The 12,341-nt window shown below is 64.0% G+C and carries 19 protein-coding genes; 9 read left to right on the top strand and 10 right to left on the bottom strand.

Annotation, left to right across the window (positions count from 1 at the left end; genetic code table 11):
- Window positions 1-40 precede the first annotated feature (40 nt).
- Complete coding sequence (locus AC59HU_RS12045; protein WP_497223671.1) at window positions 41-1,063, bottom strand: aldo/keto reductase; 1,023 nt, start codon at window positions 1,061-1,063, stop codon at window positions 41-43.
- A gap of 93 nt (window positions 1,064-1,156) precedes the next feature.
- On the opposite strand from AC59HU_RS12045, the gene AC59HU_RS12040 reads away from it, so the two are divergent.
- Window positions 1,157-1,723, top strand: a complete 567-nt coding sequence (locus AC59HU_RS12040) for a TetR/AcrR family transcriptional regulator (protein WP_497223670.1) — start codon at window positions 1,157-1,159, stop codon at window positions 1,721-1,723.
- Here AC59HU_RS12040 and AC59HU_RS12035 read toward each other — a convergent pair.
- The gene (locus tag AC59HU_RS12035) at window positions 1,720-2,067 is read right to left on the bottom strand and encodes a type II toxin-antitoxin system PemK/MazF family toxin (RefSeq protein WP_497223669.1); all 348 of its coding nucleotides are present in this window, start codon (window positions 2,065-2,067) and stop codon (window positions 1,720-1,722) included. The two genes, AC59HU_RS12040 and AC59HU_RS12035, sit on opposite strands and share 4 nt — an antisense overlap.
- Before the next feature lie 11 nt (window positions 2,068-2,078).
- Window positions 2,079-2,303 (bottom strand): DUF8778 family protein, encoded by a 225-nt coding sequence (locus AC59HU_RS12030; RefSeq protein WP_497223668.1) that lies wholly within the window; start codon window positions 2,301-2,303, stop codon window positions 2,079-2,081.
- Between the two features lie 138 nt (window positions 2,304-2,441).
- On the opposite strand from AC59HU_RS12030, the gene AC59HU_RS12025 reads away from it, so the two are divergent.
- The 4 genes from AC59HU_RS12025 (at window position 2,442) to AC59HU_RS12010 (ending at window position 4,490) form a co-directional block, all read left to right on the top strand.
- Entirely contained in the window at window positions 2,442-2,918 is a 477-nt protein-coding gene (locus AC59HU_RS12025) for a hypothetical protein (RefSeq protein WP_497223667.1), read from the top strand.
- Window positions 2,908-3,219, top strand: a complete 312-nt coding sequence (locus tag AC59HU_RS12020; protein WP_497223666.1) for a transcriptional regulator — start codon at window positions 2,908-2,910, stop codon at window positions 3,217-3,219. Before AC59HU_RS12025 ends, AC59HU_RS12020 begins: the two co-directional genes overlap by 11 nt.
- Before the next feature lie 87 nt (window positions 3,220-3,306).
- Complete coding sequence (locus AC59HU_RS12015) at window positions 3,307-4,023, top strand: DNA polymerase beta superfamily protein (protein ID WP_497223665.1); 717 nt, start codon at window positions 3,307-3,309, stop codon at window positions 4,021-4,023.
- Window positions 4,023-4,490: a phosphatase domain-containing protein gene (locus AC59HU_RS12010; RefSeq protein ID WP_497223664.1), complete on the top strand. Its 468-nt coding sequence runs from the start codon at window positions 4,023-4,025 to the stop codon at window positions 4,488-4,490. The genes AC59HU_RS12015 and AC59HU_RS12010 overlap by 1 nt, the downstream gene beginning before the upstream one ends.
- Window positions 4,491-4,508: 18 nt before the next feature.
- Here AC59HU_RS12010 and AC59HU_RS12005 read toward each other — a convergent pair whose 3' ends face one another.
- The 7 genes from AC59HU_RS12005 to AC59HU_RS11975 all read right to left on the bottom strand — a co-directional run bounded on the left by AC59HU_RS12005 (window position 4,509) and on the right by AC59HU_RS11975 (window position 9,241).
- The gene (locus AC59HU_RS12005; protein ID WP_497223663.1) at window positions 4,509-4,790 is read right to left on the bottom strand and encodes a type II toxin-antitoxin system RelE family toxin; all 282 of its coding nucleotides are present in this window, start codon (window positions 4,788-4,790) and stop codon (window positions 4,509-4,511) included.
- The gene (locus AC59HU_RS12000; RefSeq protein ID WP_497223662.1) at window positions 4,787-5,071 is read right to left on the bottom strand and encodes a type II toxin-antitoxin system Phd/YefM family antitoxin; all 285 of its coding nucleotides are present in this window, start codon (window positions 5,069-5,071) and stop codon (window positions 4,787-4,789) included. Before AC59HU_RS12000 ends, AC59HU_RS12005 begins: the two co-directional genes overlap by 4 nt.
- A 10-nt stretch (window positions 5,072-5,081) precedes the next feature.
- Window positions 5,082-5,321: a hypothetical protein gene (locus AC59HU_RS11995; RefSeq protein WP_497223661.1), complete on the bottom strand. Its 240-nt coding sequence runs from the start codon at window positions 5,319-5,321 to the stop codon at window positions 5,082-5,084.
- 11 nt (window positions 5,322-5,332) lie between these two features.
- Entirely contained in the window at window positions 5,333-5,620 is a 288-nt protein-coding gene (locus tag AC59HU_RS11990) for a hypothetical protein (protein WP_497223660.1), read from the bottom strand.
- Window positions 5,621-5,962: 342 nt separating this feature from the next.
- A complete protein-coding gene (locus AC59HU_RS11985; protein ID WP_497223659.1) occupies window positions 5,963-6,835 on the bottom strand; it encodes an HIT domain-containing protein in 873 nt (290 codons plus the stop codon).
- A 4-nt stretch (window positions 6,836-6,839) separates the two neighbouring features.
- On the bottom strand, window positions 6,840-7,322 hold the full coding sequence (locus AC59HU_RS11980; RefSeq protein ID WP_497223658.1) for a TIR domain-containing protein: 483 nt from the start codon (window positions 7,320-7,322) through the stop codon (window positions 6,840-6,842).
- Between the two features lie 1,625 nt (window positions 7,323-8,947).
- On the bottom strand, window positions 8,948-9,241 hold the full coding sequence (locus AC59HU_RS11975) for a hypothetical protein (protein WP_497223657.1): 294 nt from the start codon (window positions 9,239-9,241) through the stop codon (window positions 8,948-8,950).
- Window positions 9,242-9,501: 260 nt separating this feature from the next.
- Here AC59HU_RS11975 and AC59HU_RS11970 point away from each other — a divergent pair, with 260 nt between their 5' ends.
- From AC59HU_RS11970 to thcA, 4 genes are all read left to right on the top strand, one after another.
- Window positions 9,502-9,720, top strand: a complete 219-nt coding sequence (locus tag AC59HU_RS11970) for a helix-turn-helix domain-containing protein (RefSeq protein ID WP_497223656.1) — start codon at window positions 9,502-9,504, stop codon at window positions 9,718-9,720.
- A 228-nt stretch (window positions 9,721-9,948) separates the two neighbouring features.
- On the top strand, window positions 9,949-10,380 hold the full coding sequence (locus AC59HU_RS11965) for a TIR domain-containing protein (protein ID WP_497223655.1): 432 nt from the start codon (window positions 9,949-9,951) through the stop codon (window positions 10,378-10,380).
- 3 nt (window positions 10,381-10,383) lie between these two features.
- Complete coding sequence (gene thcB4 / locus AC59HU_RS11960) at window positions 10,384-11,547, top strand: Thoeris type III anti-phage system protein ThcB4 (protein ID WP_497223654.1); 1,164 nt, start codon at window positions 10,384-10,386, stop codon at window positions 11,545-11,547.
- 10 nt (window positions 11,548-11,557) lie between these two features.
- Window positions 11,558-12,211 carry a Thoeris type III anti-phage system protein ThcA gene (gene thcA, locus AC59HU_RS11955; protein WP_497223653.1) on the top strand — a complete coding sequence of 218 codons (654 nt, stop codon included), beginning with the start codon at window positions 11,558-11,560 and terminating at the stop codon, window positions 12,209-12,211.
- The last annotated feature ends 130 nt before the right edge of the window (window positions 12,212-12,341 follow it).

Below are 12,341 nucleotides of genomic sequence, written 5' to 3'. Positions count from 1 at the left end.
CTACGGTGAAGCACGACCTTCGGGGCAAGCCCGATCGACGCTACCCAGCCGAACGATCCGCCACGGGCCGCCGCCGCAGCCCCGCATCCAGCACCTCGGGGCCCCGGTACACCATGTCCATCGCCCCGATGCTCTCGCCCGGCGCGACGATCGCGTCGATGCGGTCGAGGATCTCGTCCGACAGCGAGACCTCGGCGCCCGCGAGGGTGTCCTCGAGCTGCTCCATGGTGCGCGGCCCCGCGATCGCCGAGGTGACGCCCGGATGCGCGATCGTGAACGCCATCGCCAGGTGCGTCAGCGGCATCCCGACTTCCTCCGCCAGCGAGACGAGCTGCTCGATCACGGCGAGCCGACGCTCGTCGCGGAAGTGCCGCATCCCGGTACCCGCCCGGAAGTTGTCGTTCGCCTGCCCCGCACGGTACTTGCCCGTCAGCGCGCCGCCGGCCAGCGGGCTGTAGACGAGCGTGCCCATGCCGTACCGCTGGGCGACCGGCAGGATCTCGCGCTCGATCTCGCGGTCGAGGATGGAGTAGTTCGGCTGCTCGGTGCGGAACCGCTCGAACCCGCGCCGCTCGGCCATCCACTGGGCCTCGACGATCTCGGAACCGCGCATCGACGACGTCCCGATCGCGAGCACCTTGCCCTCGCGCACGAGGTCGGTGAGTGCCGAGAGCGTCTCGTCGATGTCGGTCTCCGGGTCGGGCCGGTGCAGCTGGTAGAGGTCGATCCGGTCGGTGCGCAGGTTGCGGAGCGACCGCTCGACGGCCTGGCGGATCCACCGACGCGAGGCACCCCGGTGGTTCACGTCGTCGTCGACCGGACCCCAGAACTTGGTGGCCAGCACGACCTCGTCGCGCCTTCCGGCGAGCGCCTCGCCGACGACCTCCTCGGAGTCGCCGTAGCGATCGGCGGTGTCGATGAAGTTGATGCCGGCCTCCAGCGCGCGATGGATGATGCGCACGCCTTCCTGACGGTCGGGGTTGCCGAATGTGCCGAGCATCATCGCGCCGAGCGCGTAGGGCGTCACCTGGATTCCGGTGCGGCCGAGGGTTCGGTATTGCATGGGGTCCTCCTGTAGAGTCAGATACGGAACAACGTTCCGCCTTCTGACGATCACTATACGGAACATTGTTCCGCTTACGCAAGGGGCGCATCCATGACCGCTGCCGAGACGCCACGTAAGGTGCGCGCGGACGCCCGCCAGAACCTCGACACCCTCCTGGTCGCGGCCCGCACGGTCTTCGCCCGCTCCGGGGTGGATGCACCGGCTCGCGAGATCGCCACCGAGGCGGGCGTCGGCGTCGGCACCCTCTACCGACACTTCCCGAACCGGGCCGAGCTGGTCGTCGCCGTCTTCACCACCGAGATCGACGCGACCGCCGCGGCTGCCGACGACCTGCTGGCCACGCATCCGCCCGGCGAGGCCCTCGATCTGTGGATCACCCGCTTCACCCGCTTCGTCGCCACCAAGCAGGGCCTGTCGGCGGCGCTCCGCTCGGGTGACCCGGCCTACGACGCGCTGCCCGCGCTGCTCACCGGCAAGCTGGGCCCGGCCCTCGCGTCGCTGCTCGAAGCGGCCGAGGCCTCGGGCGACGTGCGCCCCGGGGTCGATCCCCTCGACCTGCTCCAGGCAGTCGGCGACCTCAGCCACCGGGCCCCCTCCCCCGACGGCACCCCGAACCCCATGGTCCGCCTCCTCCTAGACGGCCTCCGCGTTCGCTAGAGCGAGAGGTGGAAGCGCAGGGCGTGGTCGACCTGGCCCATCACCCATCCCGGCGCCGCGCCCCGGGTACCCGCCAGTTGCTCGACCGACACGGTGCGCACCTGCTCCGCCTGCACCTTCGAGGTGCTCGTCAGCCCCATCGACTCGAGCGCCTCGCGGTCAGACACGAGCACCTGGAACTCGCCTCGCGCATTGGAGACGTTCGTGGTGACCGGCACGACGGTGATCGTGCCGCGCCCCATCATGGTCGCCGCCTCGTTGGCGCCGTCGTTGCTCACGACGAGGCACGGCCTGGTCTTCGACGCCTCACCTGCTTCAGCCGGGTCGAGCCGAACGGCCACCACGTCCCCTCGCCTCACGCTCGGAGACCGTCGCCCTCGACCGTGCGCCAGGCGCCGGCAGCGCCCGAGTCGATCCACTCGTCGTTGGCGAGGGCGTAGTCGCTGACCGCCGCACGCTCTCGCGCAATACGAATGAGGTCATGGATGGCGGCCGACCGGTTGCCCGATCGGCCGCGCGCGAGCTCGTCGATGTACTCGAGGTCGCTGTCCGAGAGACTCACACTCAGCTTGCTGGTCATACCGCAATCCTACCGGAGTCGGACCCATTTCAGATCGGCAGAACAGTCCCACTCCGGCGAACGGCCCCGCCGAAAAGGGCAGCCGCCACGCATCCGGGCGCGTTGCTTAACTCCCCGGCAAGTGAAAGACTTGACCACATGGCAAGCGACTTCGACGACAGCCCTACAGCCCGGCCCTCCGACGCGGCCGCCCGCGACGCCCTGTCGGCCCTGGACGCCGACCGGCAGGTGCTGGCCGACCGCATCCGCACCCCCGCCTGGTACTACCCCTCACTCGGGTTGGCCACGGCGCTCATCATCGGGTCGCCGGGCCCGGGATTGCCGGCACAGCCGGTGATGGTCGCATTCGGCAGCCTCGGCATCGCGCTCCTCTCGCTGGCCTACCAGCGCATCACCGGACTGACCATCACCCGCACGGCGGGCCCGCGAAGCCTCGCCACCGCCATCGTGATGGGCATCGTGATCGTGCTGCTCCTGGGTGTCTCGTTCTCCCTCGCCGCCACCGGTCACGCGGTGTGGGTCGCGGCCAGCGCGACGGCGGCATTCGCCGTGATGTGGGGCGGGGGCATCCTCTACGACCGCGCCTACGATCGCGAGCTGCGGCGTGGACGCTGACGACGGCTTCGACGAGCAGATCCATGCCCCCACCCGGCTGCGCATCTGCGGACTGCTCCGCCCGGTCGACGCGGCCGAGTTCTCGACACTCCGCGCGACCCTCGGGCTCACGGAGGCGAACCTCTCCAAGACGCTGCGCAGCCTCACCGAGATCGGCTACGTCCGCGTCTCGAAGGCGGCTTCGGCGAACCGCGGCGATCAACGCCGCACCACCACGGTGTCGCTCACGAGCCAGGGCCGTCTGGCCTTCGACCGCCACGTCGCGGCCCTCCGCCGCATAGCGGGTGACCTCGACGGCTGAGGCGCGGCTCACCACCTTTTTCGCACCTCCACGACCCGTTCCCCCTATGCTGGTCTGCTGCTCGATCGCAATCACGGAGGTGGAGCCATGCAGACCATCGTCACCGCGGAATACGGCTCGCGCGCCATCGGCGTCGCCACCGAAGACTCCGACCACGACCTCATGAGCGTCTTCGTCGAAGACCCCGAGTACGTGCTCGGCATCGAGACCATCGACACCGACGCGTCCTCCACCGCGCCGACCGGCGAACGGTCGACCCGCGAAGACACCGACACGACGCGATACCCGCTGCGCAAGTGGGCCAAGCTCGCCGCCATCGGCAACCCCACCGTGCTCTCGCTGCTGTACCTCGACCCCATCGAGGGCTCCGCGCACTGGGATGCGCTGCGAAGCATCCGAGACGCGTTCATCTCGAAAGAGGCCGGTCGCCGATTCCAGGGCTACTCCCTGGGTCAGCGGCAGGCGCTGCTCGGGATGCGCAACAAGCGCACCAACAGGCCCGAACTGGTTCACAGGCACGGCTACGACACCAAGTTCGCGTACCACATGGTGCGCACCGCGATGCAGGGCATCGAGCTCATGACCAGCGGCGCACTGCGCTTCCCTATGGCGCCTGGCCACCTGGAGATCCTGCGCTCCATTCGCACCGGATCCGTCACGAAAGACTCCGTTCTCACCCTCGCCTCCGAACTCGACGACGACCTCGCGGTCGCCATCGAGCGCTCCGAGGTCGACGATCAGCCTAACCGGAGACTTATTAACGACACCCTCCGCCGCATCTACCTCGACTCCTGGGGCGCCTGATGAACCCCGCCGTCATCGTGGATGTCGACGGCACCCTCGCCGATGTGTCCAGCATCCGCCACTACGTCCTCGACGACCCCAACAAGAAGCTGTTCGCCAAGTTTCACGGGGCATCTGCCTTCGTACCGCCGATCGCCGAGGTCGCTGCAGTCACTCGAACGCTCGATGCGGCCGGCCTCACGATCATCGTCCTCACCTCGCGCCGCGAGCAGTGGCGGCACGTGACCCGCGGCTGGCTCGCGAAGTGGGAGATCCCCTTCCACGCACTGGGCATGCGCGCCGACCACGACAACCGCCGCGACGACGACGTGAAGCGCGACCTCCTCATCCGGATGCGCCGCCTCTACGACGTCGACCCCGTCCTGGCGATCGACGACAACCCCACGGTCATCGCCCTCTGGCGCTCTCTCGGCATCCCCACCGTGCGAGTGCCCGGCTGGGACGAGCAGCTCGCCTACCGAGAATAGCTCGACGAGGCGTCCCCGTCAGTCGCGGTAGGCGTCGCGACGATGCACGACGGAGACGACCTCGATGACGAGCTGGTGGTCGATGATGCGGTAGATCACGCGGTACTCACCGCGGCGGGCAGAGTAGAGCGGGTGCAGCGGTTCGAGGAGTTGCTTGCCGACCCGCCTGGGGTTCTCCCGCAGCGCACCCATGATGAATTCGTACGCGGCGGTAGCGATCTTCTCCGGCAGGTCGTGGGCGAGAGCTCGTTTCGCGGAGCGGGTGAACCTGACGTCGTAGGGATTGGTCGGCCGAGTCACCCTCGGAGCCGGCCGGCGTCGCGCATGGCCGCTCGCATGTCGCCCGCATCCACGACGTCGTCTCGACCGATGTCGTCGAGACCGGCGCGGATGGCATCCATCGTCGTCGAGTCACTCAGCACGTCGACCGTCTCGAGGAGCGTGTCGTAGTCGTCGGCGCTCAGGATGACCGCTGCGCGGCTGCCGTTGCGGGTGACCTCGACGCGTTCGTGAGTGGAGGCCGCCGACTCGACGAGCTTCGAGAAGTTCGCGCGGGCGTCAGCGACGGAGTAGGTGGCCATGTACAGAATTCTAGCTATCACGAGACCGGCGGGCAAGCGGAACGTCAGATGCGATCTGGCCGCTCAGCGCTCCATTGAGCGGCCTCTGTAACACCTGGCGGCAGGCCTGAGCGAGCACGAGACCAACGACGATCGTGGCGGCCTGGAACAAGGCGGAGAATCCGCGGTGGCCCCGCGTGCCCGACTCGGACATCAACACCGTGGCGGCCGCGTACTCACCCCCGGTGGCGATGCCCTGCAGCAGGCTCACGACCACGAGGATCACGGTCGCCCACGCCCCACCGCGCGCTCGGTCGGCGCAAGCGCGAGAGCGACGGATCCGGCCGACATGATCGTGACCGCCGCCACGAGTGCCCGTTTCCTGCCGCGCGTGCCGGCGAGTCGACCGAAGAGCCAGGAGCCGAGCGGGCGAGCCACGAACGTCACGGCCAAGAGCCCGTAGACGCAGATCAGCGAATCGGGCGAGTCGGGATCGAAGAACTCGGTCCGGAAGTACGGAGCGAAGGTGGCGTAGAGGTAGAGATTGAACCACTGCACGAGATTAGGCACCGACTCCGACAGTATGACCCCCACTTGAGCGCGACGAACCGGATGCGACCCGGCTGCGTGGGAATCACTCGACGACCCTGCCTAATGCCCTCCCCGGAGACTGGCGGTTGCATATCCCAGTGGGGAGTCGGCGGATCTCTTCATCGGGCCCTTTCGCGGTATGCCGCTGCTTGCGGGCCTAAAAGATCATGTTTGGCAACGAGTTTTGAATAGATTGCGACCCGCGGAAAATCAAGGGTGACGTCGACCTGCCGACAAGTGCTCGTTTCTGGAGATGCCGGGTAAGGCCCCAAGTGTTTGGGAAGAACGCCCTCGGAACCGCGATCGGCGGGAAATTACCAACTAACAGGTGAGGGCGATGTAGGTGACGAGGGCGCCGCCAACTCCGAGTAGAGGGAGGTAGAACGGAGCGATCGCCCAAGACCGCCAGTCCTGAAGATCGGGCCAATAGTTCACGGTGGCACGTTCCGAAGGGCCGGCGACCGTGGGATTCATGGAAAACGGCGGAACTGCACCGCCCCGTGCGACGTGGTCGTAAAGCTTACGGAAGGATCGTTCCTGTTTGAGGTAGTTCGCGTCCAGCAGAGCAAACACCGCCACCGCAGCCATACCAAGCACGGCCACGACCCAGTTGTGTTGGACGAACGCGTACCCGTACGCCGCGGTGACGATCGGCAGTAGCCAGGTCTTCGCCGAGGCAGACGCCGAAGCCATTCGCGAGATGACGCTCTGGATAAAGCTCAGATGCTGCCGACGGTCCTCCGGAGTTCCCACCGGCAAGTCCGCCGCCGTAGCCAGCTCCATCTTTTCGCGCACCCGCGCCGCGATCACTCGCTGCTGGTCATGCGTCTGCGCGCTCGTTCGCGGCCATCGCAGGATCATCCGATCCCGCCTCCACCGTGGCACCACGTGCACGTGGACGTGATCCACAGTCTGCGTGGCTGCCGCCCCGTTGGACTGGATGATGTTCAACCCGTCCGGCTGCAACGCCTCACGCAGCGACTTGCTCAGCGCGAGTGTCGTGCTCATTACCGCGGCCGCATCATCCTCCGACAGCTCCCACAGCCGAGCAGCGTGCGCCTTTGGCACGACCAGGGTGTGCCCTCGAGTCGCAGGTTTCAACGGAGCGAACGCGACGGTGCGCTCGTCCTCCCAGACGATGACTGCCTCAGCCTCCTCACCCCGGATGATTCGGCAGAACGCGCACGCGTGCACCGGATCAGGCCGTCGCGCCCTGATCCGACCAAGTCTCAAGGTTGTCCGCGAGATAGTTATAGGTGGCCTTGGAATCGATATTTCCGGTCCAGTCTCGCTTCGTCGGATCAAAAACCGGGATTAGGTGACCCGGGACATCTGCGGCGTCGAACGGGTTAGCGCCCTCGGTATCCACCGACCCCATGGACGAGACGCCGTGAATCTTGATCCCGAGCAGCGGCTTCCCCTCGGCCCAAGCCTTTTCGATCTCGTACTTCACCCACGGGCGTTGCGCGGTCTTCGAGCCGATAAGCACGACCACGACGCGCTTGTATTTCATCTGATCGTCGATCCATTTCTGTACCGCTGCCGAGCCCTGGCCCTGGATCGTCTCCCACTCCTGCGCGTTCAAGAGCGGCTGCCCTTCCAACGCGCCAATCTTCTGCACAAGCTGTACCCGATGAACATCGTTCGTGTAGTGAAAGCTGTAAAACACGGTCTTGGCCATGGATTCCCCTTACTTCGTTGTATTCGCCATATTTTACCGGGTGGGCACGCGCGCACGCAGAGCAAACCCCATCCTTTCGATGAAGTCCGAGAGGACCTGACTTTGGACCAAGGCGTTCGTCTTGCCGGGGTGATAGTGGCGATTTGCAGCCAGGCGCTGATAGGACGGTCGCGGCGAGGCGTCCTCGGCTCGGTACGCCGCGACCGGCGCTTAGCACACGAGGTCTCGGCCAGCGCGTCAATCGCAGGCCGGGGGCACGACCTACAGACGGTTTTGGCACTTGAGCGCTTCGAGCGGTTTCCAAGGCAGAAGTACCAGTCCCGCTGCGGATCAATCCGAGGGCGTCTTTCCTCAGATCGCCGTCTTCAGCGTGGCCATCGTCATGGCGGATGGGCGCAATCGGTCGTGACGGAAGCTCGAACGCATCGAGACGACGTGGACGGGCTTCATCGTCGGCGCTTCGGCCGGCCAAGCATGAACCTCGTGGACGACCTACCCGCGCGGAACGTAACCAGCGTGATGCGATCAGCCATGCTCAGGCAGAACTAGCAGAAATGGGAGGGAAACGGCTCCAAGGACATCGCCCCCGTCGCGGAGGTGAACCGCGATGGCAATCACCGAGAAACAATCCAGCGGACATCCTAGGCGCGCGAGCCGAGTTCGACTGTGTGGACGATCGTCTTCGCCAGAGACGGGGAAGTGTCCACAACATAGTCTCCTCATATGGAGAACCGTCCTAACGAGCAGGTGATGCGCGCGCTGCGTCTGGCCAGTGAGCTCAATACGGTAACCGAACTTCTCTCGTTGGGCCTTCACCAGGTCGCGAGCCTCAAGTGGCAGGCCCGCCAGCCCGGGCTGCCTTCACGCAGCTGTCACAGGGGGTGGAGCGTGTCCTCAAACTCACGTACTGGCTCAACGAAGAGAATCATGGCCGCCAGGTCCCGAGGTTCGCATCGGGGGCTGCTGGGCATGCGCTCGGCGAACTGAATGCAAAGGTATTCGACCTTTACCTGCTCGAGTCCCAGGCTGCGACTTCGTACATGAGAGGTCTAGTCGCAGAGGTTGTCGCCGATCCCTACTGGGCGGACATTTTGCTCGCTCTGGATGGGTGGTCAGCGACCTCGGGTCGATACCGCGATCTCGATGCGCTGCGAGGTCGAGAGGCTCAGCGCGATCCGCCGTGGGCATCCTGGGATGAAGCTGAGCATCGTGCGATCACGGAGAGCGATGGATGGACGAATCTCTCGGATGAGACTGTCGTTGCGAGCCGCCAGCGGATGCTCGTAAGCGTGATGCGCTGGTGGCATACCCTTTTCCGCGGGTGGCAGCATGGCCTCGTGGGAGCGCAGGGTAGGCAGTTCTCGAGTGGGCTCGATCCAAAAAATCCTCACCTACACGAGTCCATCGTTAGCTTGATAGCTGGTCGCTAGCCGCGGCACATCGGACGCTTAGGCGGCTCCCCCTGAGTCCAGACCAAGGATGCGTGTCATCGCCTGGATCGCGTGCGGCGCGTCCGGCAGCTCAACTCGTGTACCTGATCGACAGCGGTCCGGATGCCGCGACTCCGGCGGCCACTACTCAAGATTCGCGGGCCTGCGGATATGAACACGAGCGCCCAGCCGACACTAGGCGCGCTCGATCGTCTGAGCCTCGACACGCAGCACACAGAGGTCACTGCCTTCAAGCCCCGGCGGTTGAGACGCACGAAGCGCGCCCGTCACTACGACTCGCCCACCCTCAACCACGCACGCGAGGACGTGGTCCGCGAGCGCGCCCTCGCAGATGATCTCGCACGCGGGCTCCGGACGACCCGCGTGAACATCGTCGGAAAGCAGGAACGCAACCAATTCCCCGGCTGGCCCCTCACCGATGAACGGCTCACTCGACACGCATCCGCGCACCTCAACCTGCGAGAACATGCGACTCCAGCTCCTCGCTAAGCAAACACTCGCAGCACTCAGCAACTGTCTCCGATTGCTGCTTGATCCAGATCTCATTGGCGCACTCCTCCGAGCAGGCCAACTGGTCGTACCGCATCTCGTCGCGCGGCACTCGGATGCCGCAGTGCCGACAACGACGCAATCGGTCCCTAAATCTCACGTGAAGCCTCCATTCGATTTCCTCTATGCTACTCATAAGTATGTAGACCTTCAAGTATCATTCCGCGACGCTCGACCAGATGGAAGGCGAACTGCAAAAGACCCTCGGCCGCAACCTCCGCCGCCTGCGCGAGAGCCAGGGCATGAGCCAGGAAGACTTCGCCGACAAGCTCGGCTACCACCGCACCTACCTCGGCGGCGTCGAACGCGGCGAGAGAAACCTGACACTGCGCTCAGTGGAACGCATCGCCGACCTGACGGGCGTGGACCCGATTTTGCTTCTCACCCGAAATTCTTAGCTGACTGGCCTCATCCCCTGTGCGGAACGCACCACAGTCCCGGTGTGATTCAAAACGCTCAGCCTCCGCCCGTCGAGGAACGCGGAGGGCCTCCAGCTAACAGTTCACAATTGCGCTTCTGGGACGCGGATTGCACATACCAATGCTGCGGATCCGATTGGACACCTGTTGAATTGACCCCTCTAAGGGGTTTAGCGCATTGAATGGCCGGGAACGTACGCTCAGTCCATGCGTAAGGTCTTTTTTAGCTTTCACTATGCGCGGGATTCCTGGCGAGTCTCGCAAGTTCGCAACAGCAACATGATTGGTACAGGTTTCGTGAACCCCTATTACGATCGCGCCGGTTGGGAGGCCGTAAAGCAGAAGGGTGACGCAGCTGTCAAGCGTTGGATCGATGAGCAGATCAAGGGCACTTCTGTGACTGTCGTACTAATCGGCAAGGAGACGTCAACGCGGAAGTGGGTAAAGTACGAAATCGCTCGCACACTAGAGCTCGGCCATGGACTAATCGGGATTGACATTAGCAAGATCAAGAACAGTGCCGGCATCACCGATGTCACCGGGGCGAACCCCATGCCCGCTGGCTATCCGCTGTACAAATGGAACAATGACGATGGGCGGACGAACCTTGGCAGTTGGATCGAAAAGGCCGCGCGGTAGCCAATGACAACTGCATACGGAATCCGGGTGATCCACAGTGATCGTCCGGATGACGTGCGTTTGCTCCGAAAGGCAGTCGCGCGAGAAATCGGCACCCTGGGGCTCCACAGGAGCGTCACAGTGGTTGTCTCCGAAGATACACCGAAGGACGACGCTCCCTATGTGAGCGTCTTCCTCGGAAGCGCTCAGGCGAAGAGCAGCGCTGATGCAATCGCACAGGCGACAGTCGACTTGTCCGCGGGCATCACCGTTTTCCCAGTTGTAGCAGACCTGGACAACCTCAACGCCTGGGTCCCGAACATCCTTTCGCGAGCAAACGGTATGGTCTGGACAGACGAGGTCGGACTCGCGCATCTCGTCCGGGTGTTGCTTGAGGACCTAGGCATCGAAGACCGCCAGCGCAAAGTTTTCATAAGCCATCGAAGACAAGATGGACTAGCCGCTGCGGAGCAACTCCACGATCGCCTTACACACTTCGGGTTTCAACCATTCATCGACCGATTCGCAATTCGCGAGGGTGCTGATTTTCAGCAGGAGATCGCTAATGCACTCGAGGATCACGCGTTCCTCTTTTTGCTGGAGACACCGCTCGCCCATACGTCAGATTGGGTATACGACGAAATTGACTATGCCCTTAGCCATACAATGGGCATCCTAATTGCTAGCTGGCCAGGGGATGTTCAGGAGGTTCCTGGCAGCCCAGGACTCCCCCGGGTGAGGCTCGCAGCCGGAGACCTGGTGAGGGACAGCCATGACTTCGACACATTTACTGAGGACTGCCTAGATCGATTGGTAGCTTCGGTCGAAGCAGCTCATGCGTCGGGGCTGGTGCGCCGCCGGAAGATGCTTATCGGCAGCATTGAAGAGTCCGCCCGAGGGGCAGGTGTTCTATCCTGCGTTCCCCTTCGTGACTGGCGCCTCCTTGTGGAGACCTCTGACGGGATACGTGTCATCGGAACGAGCCCCAGATTGCCGAACGCCGCAGATCTCCAAGGCGTCGACGAAGCTTCCGCCCGTGTAGGGGCTTCTCTTCCTGGACTGCTCGTTCACAGCGCGAGGGTCATCCCGAACTCCCTAAAACAGCATCTGAACTGGGTCTCGGGATCACGCGAGTTGGGAATGATCCCGGAGAACTCAGTGGGGGGATGGTGGTCTAGTGCCGGTTAGCTTCGGGTCGATGCAGGACCGGCCACAGGGGACAAAAGGCACGATCTTTCTGTCTGGAAGTATTCCTGACCCCGCTAGGTGGACAGGCGAATTCCATCCACTAGAGATAACCGATGCAGTAGTTGCGTTCGCGAGGGCCTGCCTCACCAGGGGGTTTCGAATAGTTACGGCCGCTCATCCAACTCTCGCCCCACTGTTGCTCTATGTCGCTGCTGAATTTCCAAACTCCAACGAACCACAGATACTCGTTTACCAGTCGTTGCTGTTCGAAGACGTACTCCCGGTCGCGACGCGACGCTTTGAGGCGGATGGCGTCGGCGAACTGATTTGGACGGAGGCGGTCGAAGGGGACAGCCCAACGCCCAATCATTGGCATCGCAGCCTCGCGATGATGCGCGAGCGAATGCTGGGCGAATCGGACCCATGGGGAGCTGCGTTCGTTGGCGGAATGGATGGAATCGAGGATGAGTACGCGCGGTTCGTATCGCGCTACCCCGGTCGCCCGGTGTGTGCTCTGCGACGCCCCGGCGGCGTGGCTGCCAGCTTGCATCTGGACGATGGAGATAAAGGTCCTGCGAGCGATGATGACAGCGATTCTTACCCCACGGTCTGGAGTCGCTTCCTCGACCGCATTGAGCCGCCTTCCCGTCCAAATTTCGAATAATTCACCCTGAGCTGCCTCCAGGCCAGAGCTGGTCCAACCAGGCAGCATAGATACACGTGACGCACGACGTTGACTTATGAAGGGCAATCGCGGTGGTAACGTACTGGACTACTCAGGACCTCAGAGACCG

The organism is Herbiconiux sp. 320_LB (genome assembly GCF_059691755.1).
This window is presented reverse-complemented; position numbering and strand designations above follow the sequence as displayed.

Excerpts from the sequence above, each read along its gene's own strand:
- AC59HU_RS12045 (WP_497223671.1), bottom strand. The coding sequence starts at position 1,063 with ATGCAATACCGAACCCTCGGCCGCACCGGAATCCAGGTGACGCCCTAC.
- AC59HU_RS12040 (WP_497223670.1), top strand. The coding sequence starts at position 1,157 with ATGACCGCTGCCGAGACGCCACGTAAGGTGCGCGCGGACGCCCGCCAG.
- AC59HU_RS12030 (WP_497223668.1), bottom strand. The coding sequence starts at position 2,303 with ATGACCAGCAAGCTGAGTGTGAGTCTCTCGGACAGCGACCTCGAGTAC.
- AC59HU_RS12025 (WP_497223667.1), top strand. The coding sequence starts at position 2,442 with ATGGCAAGCGACTTCGACGACAGCCCTACAGCCCGGCCCTCCGACGCG.
- AC59HU_RS12015 (WP_497223665.1), top strand. The coding sequence starts at position 3,307 with ATGCAGACCATCGTCACCGCGGAATACGGCTCGCGCGCCATCGGCGTC.
- AC59HU_RS12010 (WP_497223664.1), top strand. The coding sequence starts at position 4,023 with ATGAACCCCGCCGTCATCGTGGATGTCGACGGCACCCTCGCCGATGTG.
- AC59HU_RS12000 (WP_497223662.1), bottom strand. The coding sequence starts at position 5,071 with ATGGCCACCTACTCCGTCGCTGACGCCCGCGCGAACTTCTCGAAGCTC.
- AC59HU_RS11980 (WP_497223658.1), bottom strand. The coding sequence starts at position 7,322 with ATGGCCAAGACCGTGTTTTACAGCTTTCACTACACGAACGATGTTCAT.
- AC59HU_RS11975 (WP_497223657.1), bottom strand. The coding sequence starts at position 9,241 with ATGTTCTCGCAGGTTGAGGTGCGCGGATGCGTGTCGAGTGAGCCGTTC.
- AC59HU_RS11970 (WP_497223656.1), top strand. The coding sequence starts at position 9,502 with ATGGAAGGCGAACTGCAAAAGACCCTCGGCCGCAACCTCCGCCGCCTG.
- AC59HU_RS11965 (WP_497223655.1), top strand. The coding sequence starts at position 9,949 with ATGCGTAAGGTCTTTTTTAGCTTTCACTATGCGCGGGATTCCTGGCGA.
- thcB4 (WP_497223654.1), top strand. The coding sequence starts at position 10,384 with ATGACAACTGCATACGGAATCCGGGTGATCCACAGTGATCGTCCGGAT.
- thcA (WP_497223653.1), top strand. The coding sequence starts at position 11,558 with ATGCAGGACCGGCCACAGGGGACAAAAGGCACGATCTTTCTGTCTGGA.